The sequence below is a fragment of the Paenibacillus sp. FSL R7-0048 genome (genome assembly GCF_038004505.1).
Classification (GTDB): domain Bacteria; phylum Bacillota; class Bacilli; order Paenibacillales; family Paenibacillaceae; genus Paenibacillus_AQ; species Paenibacillus_AQ odorifer.
Genome location: NZ_JBBORF010000001.1, coordinates 2,779,150 through 2,798,795, shown reverse-complemented (window position 1 = coordinate 2,798,795; position 19,646 = coordinate 2,779,150). Strand labels below are relative to the sequence as shown.

General features: G+C 46.9%; 17 protein-coding genes and 1 pseudogene. All 18 read right to left on the bottom strand.

The features are described from left to right. Positions 1 to 14 precede the first annotated feature (14 nt). Positions 15 to 1,667 carry a carbamoyltransferase family protein gene (locus NSQ91_RS12160; RefSeq protein WP_076129938.1) on the bottom strand — a complete coding sequence of 551 codons (1,653 nt, stop codon included), beginning with the start codon at positions 1,665 to 1,667 and terminating at the stop codon, positions 15 to 17. Continuing rightward, positions 1,661 to 4,246 (bottom strand): excinuclease ABC subunit UvrA, encoded by a 2,586-nt coding sequence (gene uvrA, locus NSQ91_RS12155; protein WP_076305287.1) that lies wholly within the window; start codon positions 4,244 to 4,246, stop codon positions 1,661 to 1,663. Before uvrA ends, NSQ91_RS12160 begins: the two co-directional genes overlap by 7 nt. After that, positions 4,239 to 5,972 (bottom strand): hypothetical protein, encoded by a 1,734-nt coding sequence (locus tag NSQ91_RS12150; RefSeq protein WP_143763938.1) that lies wholly within the window; start codon positions 5,970 to 5,972, stop codon positions 4,239 to 4,241. Before NSQ91_RS12150 ends, uvrA begins: the two co-directional genes overlap by 8 nt. A gap of 10 nt (positions 5,973 to 5,982) precedes the next feature. Beyond that, on the bottom strand, positions 5,983 to 7,176 hold the full coding sequence (locus NSQ91_RS12145; RefSeq protein ID WP_076305289.1) for a glycosyltransferase: 1,194 nt from the start codon (positions 7,174 to 7,176) through the stop codon (positions 5,983 to 5,985). A 2-nt stretch (positions 7,177 to 7,178) separates the two neighbouring features. Continuing rightward, a complete protein-coding gene (locus NSQ91_RS12140) occupies positions 7,179 to 7,445 on the bottom strand; it encodes an acyl carrier protein (RefSeq protein ID WP_036685924.1) in 267 nt (88 codons plus the stop codon). Between the two features lie 14 nt (positions 7,446 to 7,459). Further along, on the bottom strand, positions 7,460 to 8,629 hold the full coding sequence (locus NSQ91_RS12135; protein ID WP_076129934.1) for a peptidase U32 family protein: 1,170 nt from the start codon (positions 8,627 to 8,629) through the stop codon (positions 7,460 to 7,462). 3 nt (positions 8,630 to 8,632) lie between these two features. Beyond that, the gene (locus NSQ91_RS12130; protein WP_076129933.1) at positions 8,633 to 9,829 is read right to left on the bottom strand and encodes a glycosyltransferase; all 1,197 of its coding nucleotides are present in this window, start codon (positions 9,827 to 9,829) and stop codon (positions 8,633 to 8,635) included. Further along, the gene (locus NSQ91_RS12125; RefSeq protein ID WP_179088803.1) at positions 9,826 to 10,740 is read right to left on the bottom strand and encodes an NAD-dependent epimerase/dehydratase family protein; all 915 of its coding nucleotides are present in this window, start codon (positions 10,738 to 10,740) and stop codon (positions 9,826 to 9,828) included. Before NSQ91_RS12125 ends, NSQ91_RS12130 begins: the two co-directional genes overlap by 4 nt. Positions 10,741 to 10,748: 8 nt before the next feature. Then, positions 10,749 to 12,230 (bottom strand): class I adenylate-forming enzyme family protein, encoded by a 1,482-nt coding sequence (locus NSQ91_RS12120; RefSeq protein WP_076129931.1) that lies wholly within the window; start codon positions 12,228 to 12,230, stop codon positions 10,749 to 10,751. 12 nt (positions 12,231 to 12,242) lie between these two features. Then, positions 12,243 to 13,037: an ABC transporter permease gene (locus NSQ91_RS12115; RefSeq protein ID WP_036685913.1), complete on the bottom strand. Its 795-nt coding sequence runs from the start codon at positions 13,035 to 13,037 to the stop codon at positions 12,243 to 12,245. 5 nt (positions 13,038 to 13,042) lie between these two features. Beyond that, positions 13,043 to 13,834: an ABC transporter permease gene (locus NSQ91_RS12110; protein ID WP_038570104.1), complete on the bottom strand. Its 792-nt coding sequence runs from the start codon at positions 13,832 to 13,834 to the stop codon at positions 13,043 to 13,045. Next, positions 13,831 to 14,838 (bottom strand): ABC transporter ATP-binding protein, encoded by a 1,008-nt coding sequence (locus NSQ91_RS12105; RefSeq protein WP_076129930.1) that lies wholly within the window; start codon positions 14,836 to 14,838, stop codon positions 13,831 to 13,833. Before NSQ91_RS12105 ends, NSQ91_RS12110 begins: the two co-directional genes overlap by 4 nt. Continuing rightward, positions 14,835 to 15,983, bottom strand: coding sequence for a DegT/DnrJ/EryC1/StrS family aminotransferase (locus NSQ91_RS12100; RefSeq protein ID WP_218641646.1), 1,149 nt, complete (start codon positions 15,981 to 15,983; stop codon positions 14,835 to 14,837). The genes NSQ91_RS12105 and NSQ91_RS12100 overlap by 4 nt, the downstream gene beginning before the upstream one ends. A gap of 12 nt (positions 15,984 to 15,995) precedes the next feature. Further along, positions 15,996 to 16,853, bottom strand: a complete 858-nt coding sequence (locus tag NSQ91_RS12095; protein ID WP_076129929.1) for a hypothetical protein — start codon at positions 16,851 to 16,853, stop codon at positions 15,996 to 15,998. A gap of 26 nt (positions 16,854 to 16,879) precedes the next feature. Continuing rightward, positions 16,880 to 17,575 (bottom strand): hypothetical protein, encoded by a 696-nt coding sequence (locus tag NSQ91_RS12090; protein WP_036685905.1) that lies wholly within the window; start codon positions 17,573 to 17,575, stop codon positions 16,880 to 16,882. Continuing rightward, a complete protein-coding gene (locus tag NSQ91_RS12085) occupies positions 17,572 to 18,684 on the bottom strand; it encodes an FAD-binding protein (RefSeq protein WP_438357257.1) in 1,113 nt (370 codons plus the stop codon). The genes NSQ91_RS12090 and NSQ91_RS12085 overlap by 4 nt, the downstream gene beginning before the upstream one ends. A 3-nt stretch (positions 18,685 to 18,687) precedes the next feature. Beyond that, a pseudogene (locus NSQ91_RS32025) lies at positions 18,688 to 18,774 on the bottom strand (4Fe-4S binding protein); the annotation flags it as partial. Beyond that, complete coding sequence (locus NSQ91_RS12080; RefSeq protein WP_256715848.1) at positions 18,771 to 19,574, bottom strand: electron transfer flavoprotein subunit beta/FixA family protein; 804 nt, start codon at positions 19,572 to 19,574, stop codon at positions 18,771 to 18,773. The pseudogene NSQ91_RS32025 and the gene NSQ91_RS12080, both read right to left, overlap by 4 nt. Between the last annotated feature and the right edge of the window lie 72 nt (positions 19,575 to 19,646).

Here is a 19,646-nt window from a genome sequence, read left to right as displayed (position 1 = left end):
CCTCGTTTCCCGTATTATTTTTCGATTAAGAAATTGCCGACCGCCAGCGCATCCATAGCGGAGGTATAGAAGGTTTTGATGGCGTCGTATGGAGTCTCACACACCGGTTCTCCTCGTGTGTTAAGCGATGTGTTCATTATCAGCGGAATTCCAGACAACTTATAATGCTCGGCAATAAGCTGATGCCAGACCGGATTCACCTCGCTTCGGACCGTTTGCGGTCTAGTGGATCCATCTACATGCACGATGGCAGGAACAGCTTGCCTTCTCTCTTCTTTGACTGTGTAGGCTTTCAGCATATACGGCGAATACTGCGCCTCCTCCACCAACCAATCCGAATGTTCATCCATAATACTTGGCGCCAGAGGTCTCCAGGATTCTCTGAATTTGATTTTTTGATTGACTTTTACATATGAATCATAACTTGCAGGACTGGCTGTTATGGAACGATTGCCCAATGCCCTTGGCCCCATCTCGGCTGCGCCTTGGAACCAGCCAATGACTTTACCTCTATCAATCAGTTCTGCCGTCTGCCGGCAAATATCGGATGAATAGTTATACTTCAAACCAAGCTTTTTTAACACCTCCGATATATGGTTGTCATCATAGGAAATTCCCCAGTAAGGAGTCTTCAGTCTGCCCTTTACAGGGAGAACGGAACGTTCTTTAGAGGCAATCATGGCAGCTCCGATACAGCCCCCAGCATCATTGGTTGCCGGTAATACGAAGATTTCATCGAACATTCCGAGGCGTTCCAGCCTTCCATTCGTCGTACAATTGAGAGCAACACCTCCGCCTATCACCAAATTTTTACTGTTGCCTTGCCGGATGGTCTGCTGGCAAAGATGCACAATAGTGTCTTCCAGCGCCTGCTGCGCCGATGCGGCAATATCTTTGTGCTTCTTGCTGTATTCGACCGTATAATTGAGCCCGCCATACAGTGTATTATTGCTATAGATACGTTTTGGAGGATCACCGAATTTACGGTACATTTCCTTCATCCATATTCGGGTCAGCTTGTTATACTTATCCTCCAAACCAAGCGAACTATCAGGTTCTCCGATAGGAATCTCGTACCCGTCTTCCGTCAACCGTACAGAAAAGTCATAGACTGACTCTCCATAAGAGGCTAATCCCATCAGCTTTCCTTCTCCCGATGCTCCAAGCTGTAAATAATCACTGACTATGGAATAAAAAAATCCAAGCGATTGTGAAATTCCGTATTCTTGCTTAACCTCAATATGCTCATTCTTCCCATAGGCTACTGTGGTTGAAATATCGTCTCCTTGTCCGTCCATGACCAAAATCACCGCATCATCGAACCCGGATAAATAGTAGGCACTTGCCGCATGGCATAAATGGTGGCTGACCGAAATGATAGTGGGCATTTTTTTGCCTGATAATACCGGGTGCTTCTTGAATTTCTCCAATATCCCCAATTCTTCCGCTTTTTGCGGGTCCCATGATAAAGCAATCAGATCGATATCTTCAAAAGCAACGCCCGCTTGTGACAGACAATTGAGGAGCGACAAAACCGGGGGCTCTCCGTAAGCATGTTTTTTTCGGCAAAAACGCTCCTCCTCAGCATAGGCCACCAAAACGCCATCATGAACCAAACATGCCGCTGAATCATGTCCTAGCCCACCGCTTAAACCAAGAATTAACACGTATACTCCCCCTCTAAGTTTTGTTGATATTGATTGAGAAGCTGATTTACAATTCGACCTGTTTTGGAATTCTTGATTTCCGCGATGTTCTCTGGTGTGCTTTCACCCAAGACTTGTCCCCCCTCCAGGCCTCCCTCCGGCCCCATGTCAATAATCCAGTCCGCCATGACTAAGACATCGGTATTATGCTCTATCACAACGACAGAATTACCCGAGTCGACCAACTGCCCAAGCATATCAATCAGCTTAATCACATCATGCGGATGCAGGCCTGTTGTTGGTTCATCAAGCAAGTACAAGGTGTGGTGTCTACTGCTTTTGGAGAGCTCTCTGGCCAACTTTACCCGTTGTGCCTCCCCGCCGGACAAAGTGGTTGCCGGCTGGCCCAGAATTAAATAATCCAGCCCAATACGGCACATCACATCCAGCTTGTTATATACGGATGGTTCATCCGCGAACAGTTTCATCCCTTCTTTTACAGAGCAAGCCAATACATCTGAAATGCTATGGTTTTTATACTTTACATCCAGAATCTCCGGCTTAAATCGTTTGGTCCGGCATACAGGACATGGGGTCTCAACCGACGGTAGGAATTGCAAATTCACTTGCACAAGCCCGGCTCCCTGACAGCGTTCGCATCGGCCGCCGGGTACGTTGCAAGAAAAGTGTTTGGCCTGGAGATTACGCATTTTCGCTTCAGGCAGCGCAGCAAAAATATTCCTTATCGCCGTGTACACATCTGTGTAAGTTGCCGCGTTTGATCTTGCAGTCTGACCGATAGGGGATTGATCAAAGCTAATGACCTTATGCACATTCTCCCAGCCCTTAACATCTGCATAGGCATCAGTCTCGGTGCTTTGGGTAAAATGAAGCTGTGCGGATCGAGCCAGGACGTCGAACATAAGAGTCGATTTCCCCGACCCTGATACCCCGGTCAGCACAACGAGCTTGCCCAACGGGATATTCACACTTACCTCCTTAAGGTTATGGCGATTGGCGTTTGTAATCTCAATGCATTTCCCGTTTCCTCTGCGGCGCTGTTCAGGAAGAACCACTGTATCTTCACCAGCGAAATACTGCCCGGTCCATGATCTGCTGCACTGAATCAGCTGCTGCACGGAGCCAGCCGCAACCACTTCTCCCCCTTGCTTGCCCGCACCCGGTCCGATGTCAATAATGTAATCGGCCGCCCGCATAACATCCGGGTCATGCTCGATAACTAGAACCGTATTTCCAAGATCACGCAACTGCCGGAGCACCCGGAGCAGGCCTTCGGTATCTATCGGGTGAAGGCCAATTGTCGGTTCATCGAGAATATACAAAACTCCTGTTAAGCTAGCTCCGATTAATGAGACGAGCTTAAGCCTCTGCATTTCTCCCAGAGATAAAGAAACGGTGGATCGGTCCAAGCTTAAGTAGCCGACACCTACTTCAATCAAGCGAGCCAGCTTTTTTTCCATTTCGGAAACGATGTTCATAAGCGGATCCTGACTTCCCCCTAGCTGTTGAGCGGACACTTTACGCAACCAGCCAAGCAAATGGAAGAGCGGCATTGCAGATGCTTCGGTGATACTTTTCCCGGCTAGCGTAACCGCTCGACTATCTGTGTTCAGCTTCGTACCGTGACAATCCGAACACTCTTGCAGATGAAAGAATTTTTCAATCTTCTCTCGATAGTCCGATTCGTGTCCGCGTTCCTTGTATCTGCGTTCCAGGTTGGTCAGAATTCCCTCGAACCTTCCCTCTGCAGCATAAGTTGGAGGGGTCTTCTCAGGAAAATGCCTGATAAATCGCTGGCTGTATACACCGAAATACAGCAGATCCCGTTCGACCGTGCCCAAATCTCTCAAGGGTTTATCAGAATCAAACACAAATCCGTAATAGTTACCGGCTGCAACCAAATTATCGGCCATTAACTGTGCTCCATGAGGATTGCTCCCCTTAAGTGCACACTGCTTCAAGCTGAGGCTGTCATTGAAAATTTCTTGTAAATTCGGTTTTCGTTCAACCCCCAAGCCCATACAAACCGGACATGCGCCTTCAGGTTTATTGAAAGAGAAATGGGACATGGTCAATGCTCTAAGCTCATGGCTGCACTCTGGGCACACGGCTTTGCCCTCATCGGAATAGGACATAGGAAGATCTTTAATCTCTGTTTCGATCGACTCATAGTTTTCCTGCCAGATGTCAGCACTACTTGGACCCTTGACTTGGCTTCCGCAATTAGGGCAAGGTCTTTCTCCGCTTTTGGTAAACAATATACGAAGCAAGGTGTACAATTCCGTTGTAGTTCCAACGGTTGACCGGGGATTTCGGTTAGTGTGGCGCTGGTCAATACAGATGGAAGGCGACAACCCTTCAATAGAATCAACCTTAGGTTTGTGGATAAAATCACTTATCATACCGAGCGAATCCATGTATTGCCTCTGACATTCCTGCTGCAAGGTATTCATGGCAAGCGTTGATTTGCCGGAACCAGACAATCCAGTTAACACCACTAGTTTGTTTCGGGGGATAGACAGAGATATATTTTTCAGATTGTTTTCTCTCGCACCTTGAATTTTAATCCAGTCATTCAATGTGATCGGCTCCTTCATGAGACATCGTCATATGCTGCCGTATGAATGTTATCCATTCGGTCTTCGCTTCAGAAATGTTCATCAGCTCACTGAAGCATGATTCATGGTTAAAAGCTACTAACAGATTTCCTTGCATCTTTGATGCTGGTTTTCGTTTTTTGCCGCTCCATATTTCTCCTTCAAAAAAACAATAGCTATCTTCATCAGTTATACAAACCCCGCCTTGAGACTGGTGGCTTTGATTTAACCAGACATACACCAACACTGTAAGGGAAGCAGGATCGGCGGTACCGTGACGTATTACTTGGTCCGCAGTCATCAGTCGGTCATGTTCCCGAAATATGGATTTCTTCTTCAATAAATCCACATATTCAAAAAAATGCTGTCTCGTATTATAGTCGCTCAGGAACTGACGAATAAGCGGACTATTCATAGATGCGAGAACATAAGCCTGCGGTTTTGTTACTAATAGTGTCTGATAAGCATATTTGGCGTACGTATATACAGAATCCGGCAGATTGCAGCTATATCTCAGCATCGTTTGACGCAGCAACCGATGAAGTTGCAGCGGGTCGGCGCATTCTTTTAAACTGGGCATTGGGCATTCATCCATATATCTAATTCCCGTTGTTAGCGGACGCGAGAATTTAAATACAATACCATCCTTGAACCAGTTATTTAACTGCTCCACCATCCGGTCTGATAAATTCGAACTTCCGGCAGCAGACCAATACTCCCTCTCATTGAACAGCTTGCTGATTTCGGTCTGATAATAGTAAGTACCTGCATTTAATTTAACAATCCGATCTGTGAAAAACAGATATGCCTCTCCAGTGATGGAGACGAGCAAACAATCGTAATTAACTAAACGGAGCTGGACGATATCCGAAGCCGCCAAGCCGCATAATCGGAGCACCGCAAAATAAAATGACATAAGCGGCGTACAATTAGCGGTTAGTGGAAAGTGATCTTCAGCCAAGGTCAACAATTCATCATAACTAAACGTTGGAGCAGTAAATTTGCTTGACCAGCTGCTGTTACGATCAGGCCGCTCAATCTGGAAATTGATATTTTCACTTGCAAAATGATATAAGGACTCCAGCGTCCCTAGAGCGGTTGGCTGAAACAGCAATGCTGCCAGATCAGCTACGCGCAAAGACAGCATATTGGATAGAATGGCCGCACATTCCAATTCAGAGTGCACTTCCCGGGAACGTATATTTCGTGGAATTGCCCGAGCGTATAAATTCGCCGGCAGAGGATCGTTGCTGTTTCTAACAATCTCCAATTCCGCTTCATTGGTCCACCAGAAGAGATCAGTCATGGAATAAGTATCGTAATAAATTAGATCGGCTTCGGCCGAACCAAACGGTAGCCAGCTTTTCTCGATCGTTACAACCTTCCATTCTTTTTTGTCTTCAACATAGCGCATAGTATAAATATGCTCATCCTTTAGCTGGTCAAACTCTTCATAAGTAAAGGTCAAAGTACAGGCAGCAACAATTTCAGCAAGACTTATTCTGACATTTCGTACGTTAAATTCTATGCAAGTCGGAACTGTTTTTTGTAAATACCCATGGAACCATGCCCGCTGTGATTCAGCTTCCATTTCATCTTCGAAATACTGGGTCTCCAGCCAAAGTTCAATATCTCCTGTTGTTAAAGCGCGATGAAGACAGTCGAGCAATGTAACGGAAATGGCGGATGTACCCAATGTCTTTTCCACACTCTTCACCTCACCTTGCTGACATTTCGGATTGCAGCATATTCTCCAGATACAGTTCGAATTTTTCAGGCTGGGCCTCCGTTATAAATTCCTGCGCGGCAGCTTTAGAGGCTGCAGAAATGGATTCGTAGAGTGTCCTGTCCGTCAGCAGCCGTTGCAAAGTCTCCACCCATATGGCAGTATCCTGTTCGGGAATAACCGGCATTGTATGTCCTGTTGCTTCATCCTTGTAAGTTTCCGAAATCGGCGTCACCGGAAGATTATAGTCAACCTTGCATTTCGATTGCATGAGGCCGCCTTGGTCGCTTGCAATAACAGGAATACCTCTTAGCATCGCTTCAATTACTGTCTGCCCAAAAGCTTCAGCGCAGATGGAAGGATGAAGCCACACTCGTACCTGTTCAAAAATCAAATTCATCTCGCGCTCCGGTTCAAGCAGTGTCACATTAGGCAGAGCACGTAAAGCGGATTGTTCCTCCTGCTTCAAATCGCCCCATGTAATTATCGCAGCAAAAGGATAGTCCGGAAAAGCTTGAGCCAGCTTCAGAAAAATGGATAAACCCTTTATCTCTGTAGGGTTGCATATCGCGATGTATCCTCTGTTGAAATTATGAAAGGTTGGAAAAATACCATCCCCATAAATTGGGAAACGTAGCGAAACAGCATTGGTATAACTCCCCCATTCGGTGATATTATGAGCTACGAAATCACTGTCACCAATAAAGCCGGAGACCTGGGCAAGCTCCTGTCGGAGCAGCGGATTTTCGATCCAGCTATGCGGCCCAAAAGGGAGAGTGATCACATCATGACAAATCACAACCAATTTTGTTGCGCTTCCAGCCACGAGCTTTATTCCCGCAGCAACCATGGTGTGGTAAGCCATATTCACAAGAACCACGTCCGGCTTGCCTTTTTTCATCAAATCCCCTGCTGTTCTGTATAACAGCATAACACTCGTGGTGAAATGGCATTCTACACCACTTACTGTACCCTGAAGACTATGCGCGGAACGAATAATATCGTTTACCCCATGCTCCTGCAGCTGTTCCTCCACCTGTAACAGAGAATCTTCCTGGTCTACCAGATGGACTACTCTACATTGATGTCCCCTGGCAGCCAGGGATTCGAATACTGCACGGTTAGCCTTGACGGCCCCTTGATAATAGGCAAAATAAGCACCTTCAGAAAGAAACAAAAGATTCATCGTCAGCTGCTCACCCTTTCCGACTGTCCCTCAATATATGCCGTCAATTTTCCGGTATCATTTAATAGTTCCAGTGCCAGGTCATCATCTTCAATGACGATTCCAAGCTGCTGTTCAATCTTAACGATAATCTGCAAAGCAATCAGTGAATCCATATGGAACGCTTCAAGTAAATCCGCTTGCGCATCCAGTTCCTCCATTGTAACCTCCTTGCTCAAGACCTCTGAAAAAATAGCGGCCAGCTTACCCAGAATCTCCTTGTTCTGCATGCTTATATCTCCTCTCAGAAAACCTTTGGTTGGCGCTCTGCCGTATCTTGTACCAGCTGCTGCAGCATGTTCAAGCTCTTGGTCCGGGCAGAAGGATCAGGAAACGAAAGGGCTTCAACGGCAAATTGATCGCAATACCCGCATACCGCACAATCCAGCGACCGGCAATCGACTTCTTTGAAAAAATCAATAAAACCTTGCAGCTTAGAATTGTCAAGATAAACATCCAATAAGGTCAGGGCACGGATGCTCTGGCGGCTCTGCTGCGTTTGCCGGGAAAAAACCGCCTTTTCTCGTGTAACCGCACCGGCGGCTCTGCGATGGTTGGTGTGAACGATGTTCAAAATATCAGCCAAGTTCCCCGGATACTGCCTATCATGATAGGCTTTTGCCGCCTGCAACAGCCAGGCAGTAGATTTTGACCGGTCTGTCAGCTTAAAACGGTGTATGCCTATCTTCTCATATTCCGCCAAATCCTCCGGCCTGATCCAGCGCGCCTTCATGATATTCCCTGGATCATTAAATTTCTCGTAAGTGCATTTGACGGAGCAATAATCCATAAAGCTTTGGTTATCCGTTCCACGGTTGGATGAGCCATGGCTCATTACATTGTCATGATAGACCTGCATTGGACATTCATAGAGACAGGTCTGATTGACAATGACCTGGATTTCACATTCAACGCTGTTCTGTATACGTTCAAGCAGCCTGAAATCTCTGGCTATATTTTCTCTCACTGTGATCTCTTTGACGCCCATTGAATCAAAGTATTTTGCCCGTTCCACACTTTCGACCACCGCAAAGGAGGACAAGCTCACTTTGATCTCAGGATGTCTTCTCCTGCAAATATCCACAAGCAGCTGATTGGCTAAGGTGATCCAGTCTACACCTATTTCAGCAGCCCAATCCATTTGATCTACAATTTGTCGGTAGCCTTCATCCTCATATTCCCTGTTGCCGAGACAGGAACTGTTCATCAAATAGTTAAACTCTTTGTTGTACATATGGGCCCGCTTAACCGCTTGTTCAATATCGCTCCGCGTACTTATCGGCATTGCCGCAGCCGATCTTCCGCTTCCACAGCCCTCCTTAGAAGAACCACCGAAGAAGCAGCTGATATATTCGTATCCGCCCAGCTCGTCAATAAGCTGGATATCGCCGTTATATGGAACAGATATCTTCATAAATTACACCTGCCAGCTATTTTTTTGTGCCAGTGCGATCAATGCAGCACAGCAATTCTCAGTTCCGCTTAAAGTCCTCAGCTTGGACCTATAATGCCCGCGAAGCTCAGCCAAATTATCGTTCAACGCTGTCTCAACAATCTTACGGATACGGCTTGGTCTGAATGCTTGAACGGGTAGTTTATAAGTGAGCCCAAGATTTTGGAGCTGCGTACAATTATAGTCCCGTTCAAAATGTTGACCGGGAATGGTTATGCTCGGAAGTCCATGCAGCATTGTCGTAAGCATAGTATCTTGTCCGCCATGAAAGATTACCAGAGCTGCTTCCGGCATAATTTCAGCAGCCGGGATAAACCAATGGAATTGAATATTGTCGGTATGGTCAGGAAGCGCCTTAAGCTCATAATGAAATCCGCATAAACAGGCAACACGGTAGGGTTGCTTGTCAAAGATCTCTTTGACCAGCTCAATATAAATTAAAGGGGGAATGGCACTAACGCTTAAATAAATAAAAATTAGCGGCTTGTCCTGCCAGTCCGGATGCCACTGCAGATTTGAAGATTGTCTTGCCTCCAAATCCAGAATGTAACCGGCGAAATCGCACTCCTTCAACGCAGCCAGCTCCGGCTCCAGTTCCGGTAGTGTCGGTGCCATTTTAATCGTTGCTCTTGAAAATAATAATTCAGCCAGATTGGAAACAGAATCCAGTGAATAATCCGCCAACACCTCGTTAAAAGCGGCGATAGCTTTGGCAGATCCCGGATACTGTAGGTTGGCCGGGAAGGCTGGATGGCTTGGCCAGCTCGCAATCATCAAAGCGGGAATCTGGGCCACGGCAGCTGAAATGGAAGCACTCGGACGAGACTCGGCAAATATAGCGTTGGGTTTAAAAGCCTGTATCGCCTTCAGTTCAGCCTCAACCGCTTGACGGATAAAGCCCGATTCTGCCATCCCTGTCCACTCCACATAATCGGCAGCACTGCGAACATCTCCGGAATTCGCTGAAGGAAGCGGAATCGGATAGTCATAAACCTGAAAGCCGTTGGCTCGGACAAATTCAGCAAGCTTGCCGCCAATCACAAAGCTGACCGTGCAACCTTGGCTTTGCAGAACCTTGGCAATGCCCAGCGTTTTGCTTACTGATCCTACAGAACCGGAGCTAGGGGGGCTTGGAAGAAGCATAATTCTTGGCGGACTCACAAACTATTCACCTCGCTTCTATTGGACATTTCTTCGATTAAATAAGGAATCGCATGGGCGTAAGTAGGGTATGCCAGCCGTACATCGGCATTCTTTTTTATCTTTTCGTTTCCCATACGTACGGAAAGGGCGCGTAAACCATGTATACTTAGTCTGATACGCTCAGTGACAGCCTCAGGAGAAATCCATTGTATTTCAGACAGTTGAGCATATTTCCGAACCTCTTTTATCAATTCCTCCTGTGTTAGAGGAAGATCATCACTCACGTTATAAATCTCTTGAACAACAAGATTGCTCCAGGCCAACTGCATCATTGAAATAACATCGTCAATATGCACTTTAGATGAGTAACTGCGTCCGTTCCCCAGCATCTGAGTGCAGCGCATTAATTGCCGGATATAATTATGCTCAAGCGGGCCGTACACTTCAGCGATCCTGAGAATGATATAAGAAAATTTCGCATGGGTGCAGTATTGCTGGACCAGCTGCTCCATTTCGAGTGTAATTCTTCCAAATGGATGAACGGGATGGCACAGTACAGATTCATCGGCCACACAAACGTTGTCGCTTCCATATACAGCCCCATTGCTTGCCACAATGAACTTGCCATACGTTCCGCTGCGCAAAAGTTGGTCCAGCAGATTCCGCGTCCCCTCTACATAAAGCTGCCTCATCCGGGACACAGAACCAGAATGTTTGCCGGCAAGATGATAGACGACATCAATATCCTCCCCTATGCCATCCATCGTTTCAGGGTTCAGAACGTCGCCTACCCACAGTTCCATACCCAATTCTGCAAGTGTTTCGCCAACGCCTTTTTCCTTCGGCAATACAAGCCCTCTGACAGCATGTCCCTGTTCCAGTAAACTGCTTGTTAACCTGCTCCCGATAAAACCGCTGCAACCTGTCACCAGAAATCTCATGGCGTCAGGATGTGACTGGCTGCTTGATTCTGATTTCTCAGCTTCTTCCCATAGCGACCCTTGGGAATGTTATCCGTCCACTTGATTACTCTAGGCACCTTATATGCCGCAAGTCTCGCTGAACAGAATCTGATAATATCATCGGCTGATACCTGGGCATCCAGCGGCACAATCTCCGCAATCAGCTTGCTGCCATAGTATTTATCGGAAACACCAAATACAAGTGCTTCTTTAATGCCGTTATGGAGCAGCAGGACTTGTTCAATCTCTGCCGGATTTACCAAATGTCCGCCGACATTGATGTTATCAGAAAGCCGCCCCGACAAATACAGATACCCAGCCTCATCCAACCTTCCCAGATCACCCGTACGTACCCAACCCTGTTGAAAGACCTCTGCCTGCAACTCTGGCTGCCCGTAATACCCGCACGATATATGAGCGCCGCTGACCCATATCTCTCCCTCCTCTCCATGAGCAACCTCGTGCCCCTCCGGGTCAAGCAGCCGAATAGAAACTCCCAGATGTGGCTGTCCCACCGAATCTCTGATCAGTTCTTGCTCATTTGAAGGATTATAGGCAATTGCCCCACCTTCGGATGAACAGAACAATGAACGGATAGACTTGCCCGATAGCTTATAAAAGTCATTAAAAGTCGCTGCGTCCAGATGGGCAGAACAGCTGATGCACAGTCTCACTTTATCCCAAGCTACACTTGAGGATGACACGACTGACTCATTAAGCAAGGCATACATATAGGGAACCGCAAAAAGAATCGTTACCTCTTTGCGATTGATCTGCTCGCAAATTCTAGCAGGCATTGTTCCCTTCGACATGATTAATGTAGCACCGGCACAGAGGGCCGGTAGGACTACAGTGGTTAGCGTCGCGGGCAGCCACGGCGAAATCGGTGTGAACAGCTTGTCGTTTGCAGTAATCTCAAGCCCTCTACAGATAGCCATTACATTATTGTAGATGGCCCGATGGCTGAACTGTACACATTTAGGCGGTCCAGTCGTTCCTGAGGTATAAAAATTCAAAGCAATATCTTCATCAGACTGCTTATCTGCCTGTAAAAAAAGCGTTGCAGTCCTAAAAATAAACATCGGTACTCTGAGTACGAGCTCAAGCTGACTGCTGCCCTCCGAATCAATTGGATCGCAAATTAAATACTGACAATGGCTTGACGAGTGCATTCTCTCCAGTTCCGGTAAGTTCTTCACAGGTTCAAATGGGATCGGAACGGCTCCCGTATGCCAGCATGCAAGCCACAGCATGATAAAAGCAGATTTGTCTGCAACGGCTAAGGCAACTCTGTGCCCGGGCCGGATCCCCGCGAGATCCAGCTTCTCACTACTGTGCTCCAGTTCCTGCCGTAGCTCTTCATAAGAGATCGTTGATCCTTCATAATCAATGGCCGTAAGCCCTGGATTATTCAAGCAATTGAAATAAATCAAATCAAATATGGAAGAAGTGTCCACTTAGAATCCTCCTCAGCTTGAAGCACTTGCATATTTTTTCACTGCTCGTTTAAAAAACGCACTGGCTAACATTAGCAAAACCGCAGCTAGCAAGCTGCCTCCGAATAAATAGGACAGGCTTACCCTGCCCACTAATGCTTCTGCAGGAATAGAAACGATAAAGGCGACAGGAACGATCCAGGTAAGCGCCAATTGGATTGGTTTCTGATATACATTGACCGGAAATCTACCCATCTGCATGATACTGTCGAATATACTCAACATCGGACTTCCGGCATACCAAAACGCCAAAGAGCTTAATAATAGCAGTATTGAGTACAACAGCAGTAAAGCATTGCAAATGGCCCATACAAACATCAGACAAGTGGATATTCCTATCGCTTCTTGCATTTGAGAAACGCCAAGCACCATCACCGCTACTCCCACCATAACATCAAACAGATTAAGCGGAGACCAGTATCTCGTGCTCACATAAAATTGGGTCTCAATCGGTTTGAGCAGTGTTAAATCAAATCCTCCAGTCCATAGCTCCCCTTCCATCCCGGCTAATGAGCCAAGGCTTGGACCAACAAATAGATTTTTCATTGCCAAAATAAAATAGTAAACGCCCGATAATGCCAGCGTATCCGCAAAAGTCCAACTGTTAAGCGAATTTGTGTTGGAAAAGAGGATCGCGATCCCGCCAATCGTCCCGGTTAAATTAATTGCGGTATACAAAATTTTGATTAGAAAGTCACCGCGGAATGACGCTTCCTTTAGAAGCGCTGTAGAGAAAAACAATCTCAGCAAACGCATATATCTCAGCATGTTCCCTACCCTCCCACGGCCATGTATGCACGAATCCCTTTTTTCCACACTAAACGGTTACATAATATGATAACGACCGCCCAAATGAATTGAACAATTATGCCAAAAACAAGCTGTGAATGATCCAACTTTCCAAGGGAAAACTCTATCGGAAAGCTGATCATATATTGAAAAGGCAAATAATCCGAGATATCCTGCATAAATCCCGGAAGCAACGACGAAGGCGCTACCTGTCCGGCCAGCAAAAATACCAGGGTGTCGTTAATAGAAAGCAAGGACTTGATTTTATTGGTGAAAAATGCAAACAGGGAAAGTGTATAGGCCAGCATAAATCTGATTATTTGAGCCATGAGAAGAAGATAAACGGCCACCAGCAAGTCCAGACCGGATATAGCCAGTCTGAAGTTCAAAAAAATGGCAGCCACGCCGGCAACAAATATAACAAAAGGCATACAGACGATTTTGACAGCCAAATCTGACGCAACCACATCGTAAAAAGGCGATATCGGCCTCAACAATACAATCGACATCTTGCCGCCATAGATTTGATCGCCGACCGTCCAGTGTGAGGTAGGGTAGGTCAGCTGGTTCACAAGAATTAACAGAATATAATACCTCACAAAATCCTGCTGAGTGAACCCGGTTATGCTCCCATCCCCCGCAGCAACGGTCCAAACAAACATATAGATGATAGGTCCCATCATCCAACCAAGCGTCAATGTCCAGAAAAACCCTTTCTCAGCCATAAACCCGAACATAGTCCTACGTATCAGCGCAAAGCCTCCGCGAAAATTCAAAGGAGCCTCCCCTCTCGATACACTTCATCAATTACAGAATCGATTGGAGCATCATTGATTGTTACATTTCCAATGCAATAGCTATTAAAGATTTCTGAAACAATCTCAGGTACAGCTTCCTTCTGAATCTTAAACAATACGTAGCTTTCCGCAAGCTCCATGACCTGCAAGCTGTCAGTAAACTTCTCCTTTAGCTCTTCAATTGTGCCCGTTACGTCTTCATCCATAAAACTGACTTTGAGAATGCGGTAGGGAGCTATTTTACCGCTCAGCTGCTCCAGAGATCCGTCGTATAACAGCTTGCCTTGATTGATCAGTACAACCCGTTTACAAAGGGAAGAAATATCCTCCATATAGTGACTGGTAAGCAGGATGGTTGTCTCATGTTTTTGGTTATACTCCTTGATAAAACTGCGAAGCCGCAGCTGCATGCTGACATCTAGCCCCAAAGTAGGCTCATCCAAAAACAATACACGTGGCTGGTGTAACAACGCTGCTGTTAATTCACACTTGGAGCGTTCTCCCAAAGAGAGATTCCGCGCCTGATTCTTAAGCAGATGCCCTATATCCAGCAGTTCTTTTAGCTCATTGAGTCTTTGTTTAAAATCAGCATCAGAGACTCCGTATATTTCCTTCATCACAAAGAAAGAGTCCTCGACCGTAATATCCCAGGTTAACGTCGATTTGTTCCCCATTACCATACTGATGTTGCGCAGAAACTTATGTTGGCGTTCCCACGGTTTGAAGCCATAGACGGAAATGTCGCCTGATGTCGGATACAGGATACCGGAGAGCATCTTCAGCGTGGTTGTCTTTCCCGCGCCGTTAGGTCCGATGAACCCGACAATTTCTCCCGGCTCAACCCTGAGGTCGATACCTTTTACCGCCTCAACTTCGTTGTATTCCATTTTGATCAGACTTTTAAACGCATGCTTTAACCCATGTTCTCTTACAGGGACGCGATAGACCTTTCTCAGATTATCAATAATAATGCCCTCTTTCATTGCTGCCCCCTTAACTCTGCGACCACACTTAAGAATACAGCCAAAACATAATCGATCTGCTCATCAGTCAAATTGGGATAAATCGGCAAGCAGATATGACGCCGACAATAATCATCCGCTAGCGGATATTCCCCACTGAACTGTAGGGAAGCAGCGATCGGCTGCCTATGAAGCGGCGTTGCATATACCTCCCCTTGGAGCGAAACGCCTTTCTCCTTGAGTCTGTCCTTCAAATCGGAACTATCAACGTCCAAAGGCACTATAACAATGTACTTATACCAACTGCATCTGTCCTGCGGCATCACAATCTCGAAATCAGGAAGATTTTTCGTAAAGAAGGAAGTATAACGGTTGGCGATCGCTTCCCGTTGTTCAATGATCGCGTCGAGTCGCTCAAACTGGGTAAGCGCTATCGTAGCTGTGATATCACTCATTCGATAATTGTTGCCAAGCGAGGTGTGGTAAGTCTCCCAGGGCTGGGGCTTGCCATGATTGCGGAACATTCGCAGCTTCTCAGCCATTGAATGATCGTTTGTGACAATGATCCCTCCTTCCCCCGAGGTAATGATTTTCGTGGCAAAAAAGGAATAACTTCCGGCAATTCCGAAAGCTCCCGCACCTTTTCCAGCCATCCTGCTGCCATGTGCATGAGCGGCATCTTCAAATAACCAGAGCCCCTGCTCATCGCACCATTGCCTGATTTCTTCAATCTCCGGTGTAACAATTCCGCCAATATGTACGATAATAACCCCTCGGGTACGACTTGTGGCCTGCTTCTTTATTTCAGCCAGCGACACCGAGAATGTACGGGGATCAATATCAACAAGGCGAACATGCCCTCCGGCAAACAGGACACTGGAAGCCGTGGCAATAAACGTATTTGCCGGAACCAGCACTTCCTGCCCCTTTACTTCGAGCACTCTCATTACCGCTTCAATCGCACTTGTACCCGAATTAACCGCAATGGCATGAGTAACTCCTACATACCGGGCAAAACGTTCCTCCAGCTCCTGTACATACCTACCCTGACTCAACGCTCCTCTCGACAGACAATCATCAATTCGCTCCATAATGATACGCCGCTCCTGCTCAGAAAATGCAATATCGAGTGCGGGTACATCCATAACACCTTGTGTCAACTGCATGACGAACCTCCTCTACCAGTCATAGACTACAGTTTTCCCTTCAAAAAAGCCTTCCGCCGCTTGCCTGATAAATTGCTCCATATGTTCCGCATGAATATGTTGGGCAATTAGGCTGGTTACTTCAAGCTCTTGCTTCCCAATTCTGCGAGAGATTTCCTGAATACGGTCATGCGTTATGGATTCCTTAAGTATTCCAGGTCTTGTCAGATCAATAAATTGTATGTGCTGGTCTGGTGGATCGTTTTTTAAAGCCGAATGCCGTTGAACCTGCGAGAGCAGGTCCGAATCAAGTGCAACAATGGCTCTCTCCTCGCAGTCCCACACACCGCTATTTAACCCGGCCCAAATCTCATCCTTGGCCTCCTTCTTTTCAACACTGAAGCTCAAATCTTCATCCTGCTCAAGCAACCTTAATAAAAGCTTTCCTAGCAGTCCCATTCCCCACAGTTCCACCGTTTTAATGCCTTCATCTGCCAGCTCTTCACACACATTTAGTGCCACACAAAACATAGGAACAAACGCAGCTGTCACAGGGTCTAAGTCGTTGGAAATAAAGATCTGACCATCCACCCCACTGTGCAGAGGGACACATACATCCTTTGTATAATGAGGAGAAAACACAAGAGCTTGGCCTACGCGATGCTCTGCTCCAAGCCCCGCTTTAGTCACTACTCCGACACTGGAGTAAGGATAATGCCCTGGTAAATGGCATGCCCCATGAAAAAGCTGCAAGCAGGATGGGTCCTTTACCGTTCCCGTTAAAGTAAAACGGTTGGTAATGAACAATTCATTAGGACCCGGTTCCGCCTTGCGAGCAGTGGTGAAGTGTACACTAGGCTGAGGCCCCGATTCAGTGAACTTATTGTACATAGCCGAAATAACCGTCTCCTTACTGTTTATATATGGTCAGGTATCCAGGTATAACGTCCGCCCACCATAGGCGAGTGGAAATTCGGCATCCAGCCATGTGCTGTAAACTCGCCAGCCGAGTCGAAACCAACCACAAGCATCGCCTTTCCTTCATATTTGCCGTTGGTAATCCACATCTTTGTCCTTATATCCGGTGTTTGTCCTGTCAGATGCCTCATGCGGGCGACAAATACCAGATACCGCTCCAGACTCATTCCCAATTTTCCGGTTTTCTTGTATGTACGCTGTATTTCCACAGCCGTCCGATCCAGCATATCCGGTTCGGTTGTCCGCGGAACGGTGAACCAGAAATCCTCAATTTCCGGAGTTGCTGCGACCAGTTCACTCTCCAGCGCCCAATTGCGGATATTAAACAAGCAGCCTAATTGCTTGCGACTGACGCCTTGGGGAACACATAAAATGATCTCGTTTCTTCGGTCCGCTTCTTCTAATTCTTCTCTCGTAAACTGCGGCATCCGAAGTGAAAATTTTCGCTGGATGATATATTCGATTCCTAATGTTCTGTACCAATTCTCCATCTCGCTCCGGATGTATTCCGGAGAATATGTGTCGTGGACATCACTTTGAAACCTGAACATATCCTCCTTCTGAAGCAAGTGCTCATCGAGCATGACGCCAATCGTATGCAGCGTTTGTTGTCTTAATAGCTCCTTCTCAATCATCGCCCAACCTCCTGTACTGTGTTCAATGCCGACAATATTTCAGGTATGACTGTAAAAAGATCGCCTACGATCCCATATGTGGAGTAATCAAAGATAGGTGCATTGCGATCCGTATTTATTGCAATTATCGTCTCCGAATGATGCATCCCAACCTTATGCTGCACTGCCCCAGACACTCCGCAGGCAATGTACAGTTTGGGCTTGACCATTTTACCTGTCAGTCCGACTTGATGCATACTATCCATCCATCCACATTCTACAAGCGGTCTGGTAACCGCTACTTTCCCCCCAAGCGCATCGGCGAGCGCATAGATTAAACGAAGATTGTCTGCGTTTTGAATGCCTCTCCCGGCAGCAACAATAATTTCTGTAGTCTCGATGTTCTCCTTGCCCGCGGCTTCTTCAATTACTCCCATAAACTGCAGGACTGAGGAAGAGCAAGAATACTGGGAGCTTAGATCAACAATCTTGCCCTGCACGACGTGTGCGGTCTCAGCAGCGGAATAAAAATTGGTTTTTACAGTTGCCATTTGCGGCCGTCTTGCCGGTATTTTTATCTCAGCGAATTGCTCGCCCATTTGCGTCGGTCTGGTAATAATAAAATCCCCATGATCCGGTCCCATCTTCAAATCGATGCAATCGGCGCATAGCCCCGTCCGCAGGCGGACTGCAACTCTGGGGAAAATAGACCTCCCCCATGCGGTAGCCATACCTAGCACGACAGACGGTCTTTGATCCCGGAGCACCGCAGAAATCAAATTATAATGAATATCTTCGGCGTAACGCTGTATGCCCGGTTTGTTCACCATCCACACTTCATTTACTCCCCATTGAAGCAGACGCTGGGCTAGGTCTTCTATACGCTCTCCGACCACCAAAGCACAAATGCGCTGGGCTCTCATAGCCTGCAGCTGTTTTGCTGCGCTAACCAGTTCCGGAAAATATGAAGAGAGCGCGCCTTCAGCATGTTCCACAACAAGGCAAATACCTTCATGCTCAGGGTACGGTTGTCTGGTCTCCTGTACCCTGTCTTTCATTATAATGGCTTGGTTAGGACAGCAAGACGTGCAGACTGAGCAATAAGTACATGCCGCAACGTCGATACGCAAGCCCTCATCCTCATCTTTGATTGCAGCCGCGGGACAGCGTTTTAAACACAGGAGGCAATATGTGCATTGTTCCTGATCAATCCTAATCATCCACTTCTAACCTCGCTGATTTTGCTGATTATCGGCTCCAATACCCGTAGATATTCATCGCTTTCTAGCAAAATCCCCTTTCTTTCGGAGTGCTGTTCGTACACTGAAACTACTTCAGTAGCCGAGCCTGCCAAACCAACCGTCTGTGGGTCAAGGCCAAGGTCATGACACGACCATACCAGAATATCCTTGGTTCTGGCATGCAATTTGGCAGCAATTGTTAGCGGTTTCAACTCAGAGACGGCTGTCATTCCACCAATACTCAATACTGCCGGAAGCCGGCAAGACTGTCTGGTTGTTACCCCTTCGTCATGCTGGCGGTGGAACAATACCTCATCAGTCGAAATATCCTCAAACCGTGTTACATTTATCGCGTGGGGGATATCTAGATACTCACCGATTCCCGGACCTACCTGACCGGTATCACTGTCGGTTGAATGGCTGCCGGTCAGAACCAGATCACATCCACCAAGCTTCTCAACAGCACGAGCCAGTACCAGCGATGTCGCCAATGTATCCGAACCGGCAAAAGAAGCGTCGCTGAGCAGGACAGCCTCATCGATCCCATAACCCATGAACTCCTGTAGAACCGTTTTACAACCGGGAGGGGCCATGGAAATAAGAGTTACATTAGCATTACAGCTATTCTTCAGCTCCAATGCCACATGGATGGCTTGCCGGTCCGGATAGTTTAGCTCAAAGGTTGCCTTCGGTGGCGGTGAGGCCGAGATCTTACGGCCATCATCAATGCCACGCACATTGTATTTGTTCACGTGTGCAATAAACTTTAAACAAACCACTATTCGCAATATATCGCTCCCCCCATCACATTCTGCAGCTTTTTCACCAGAGAAACGTATGCCAAAATGTTT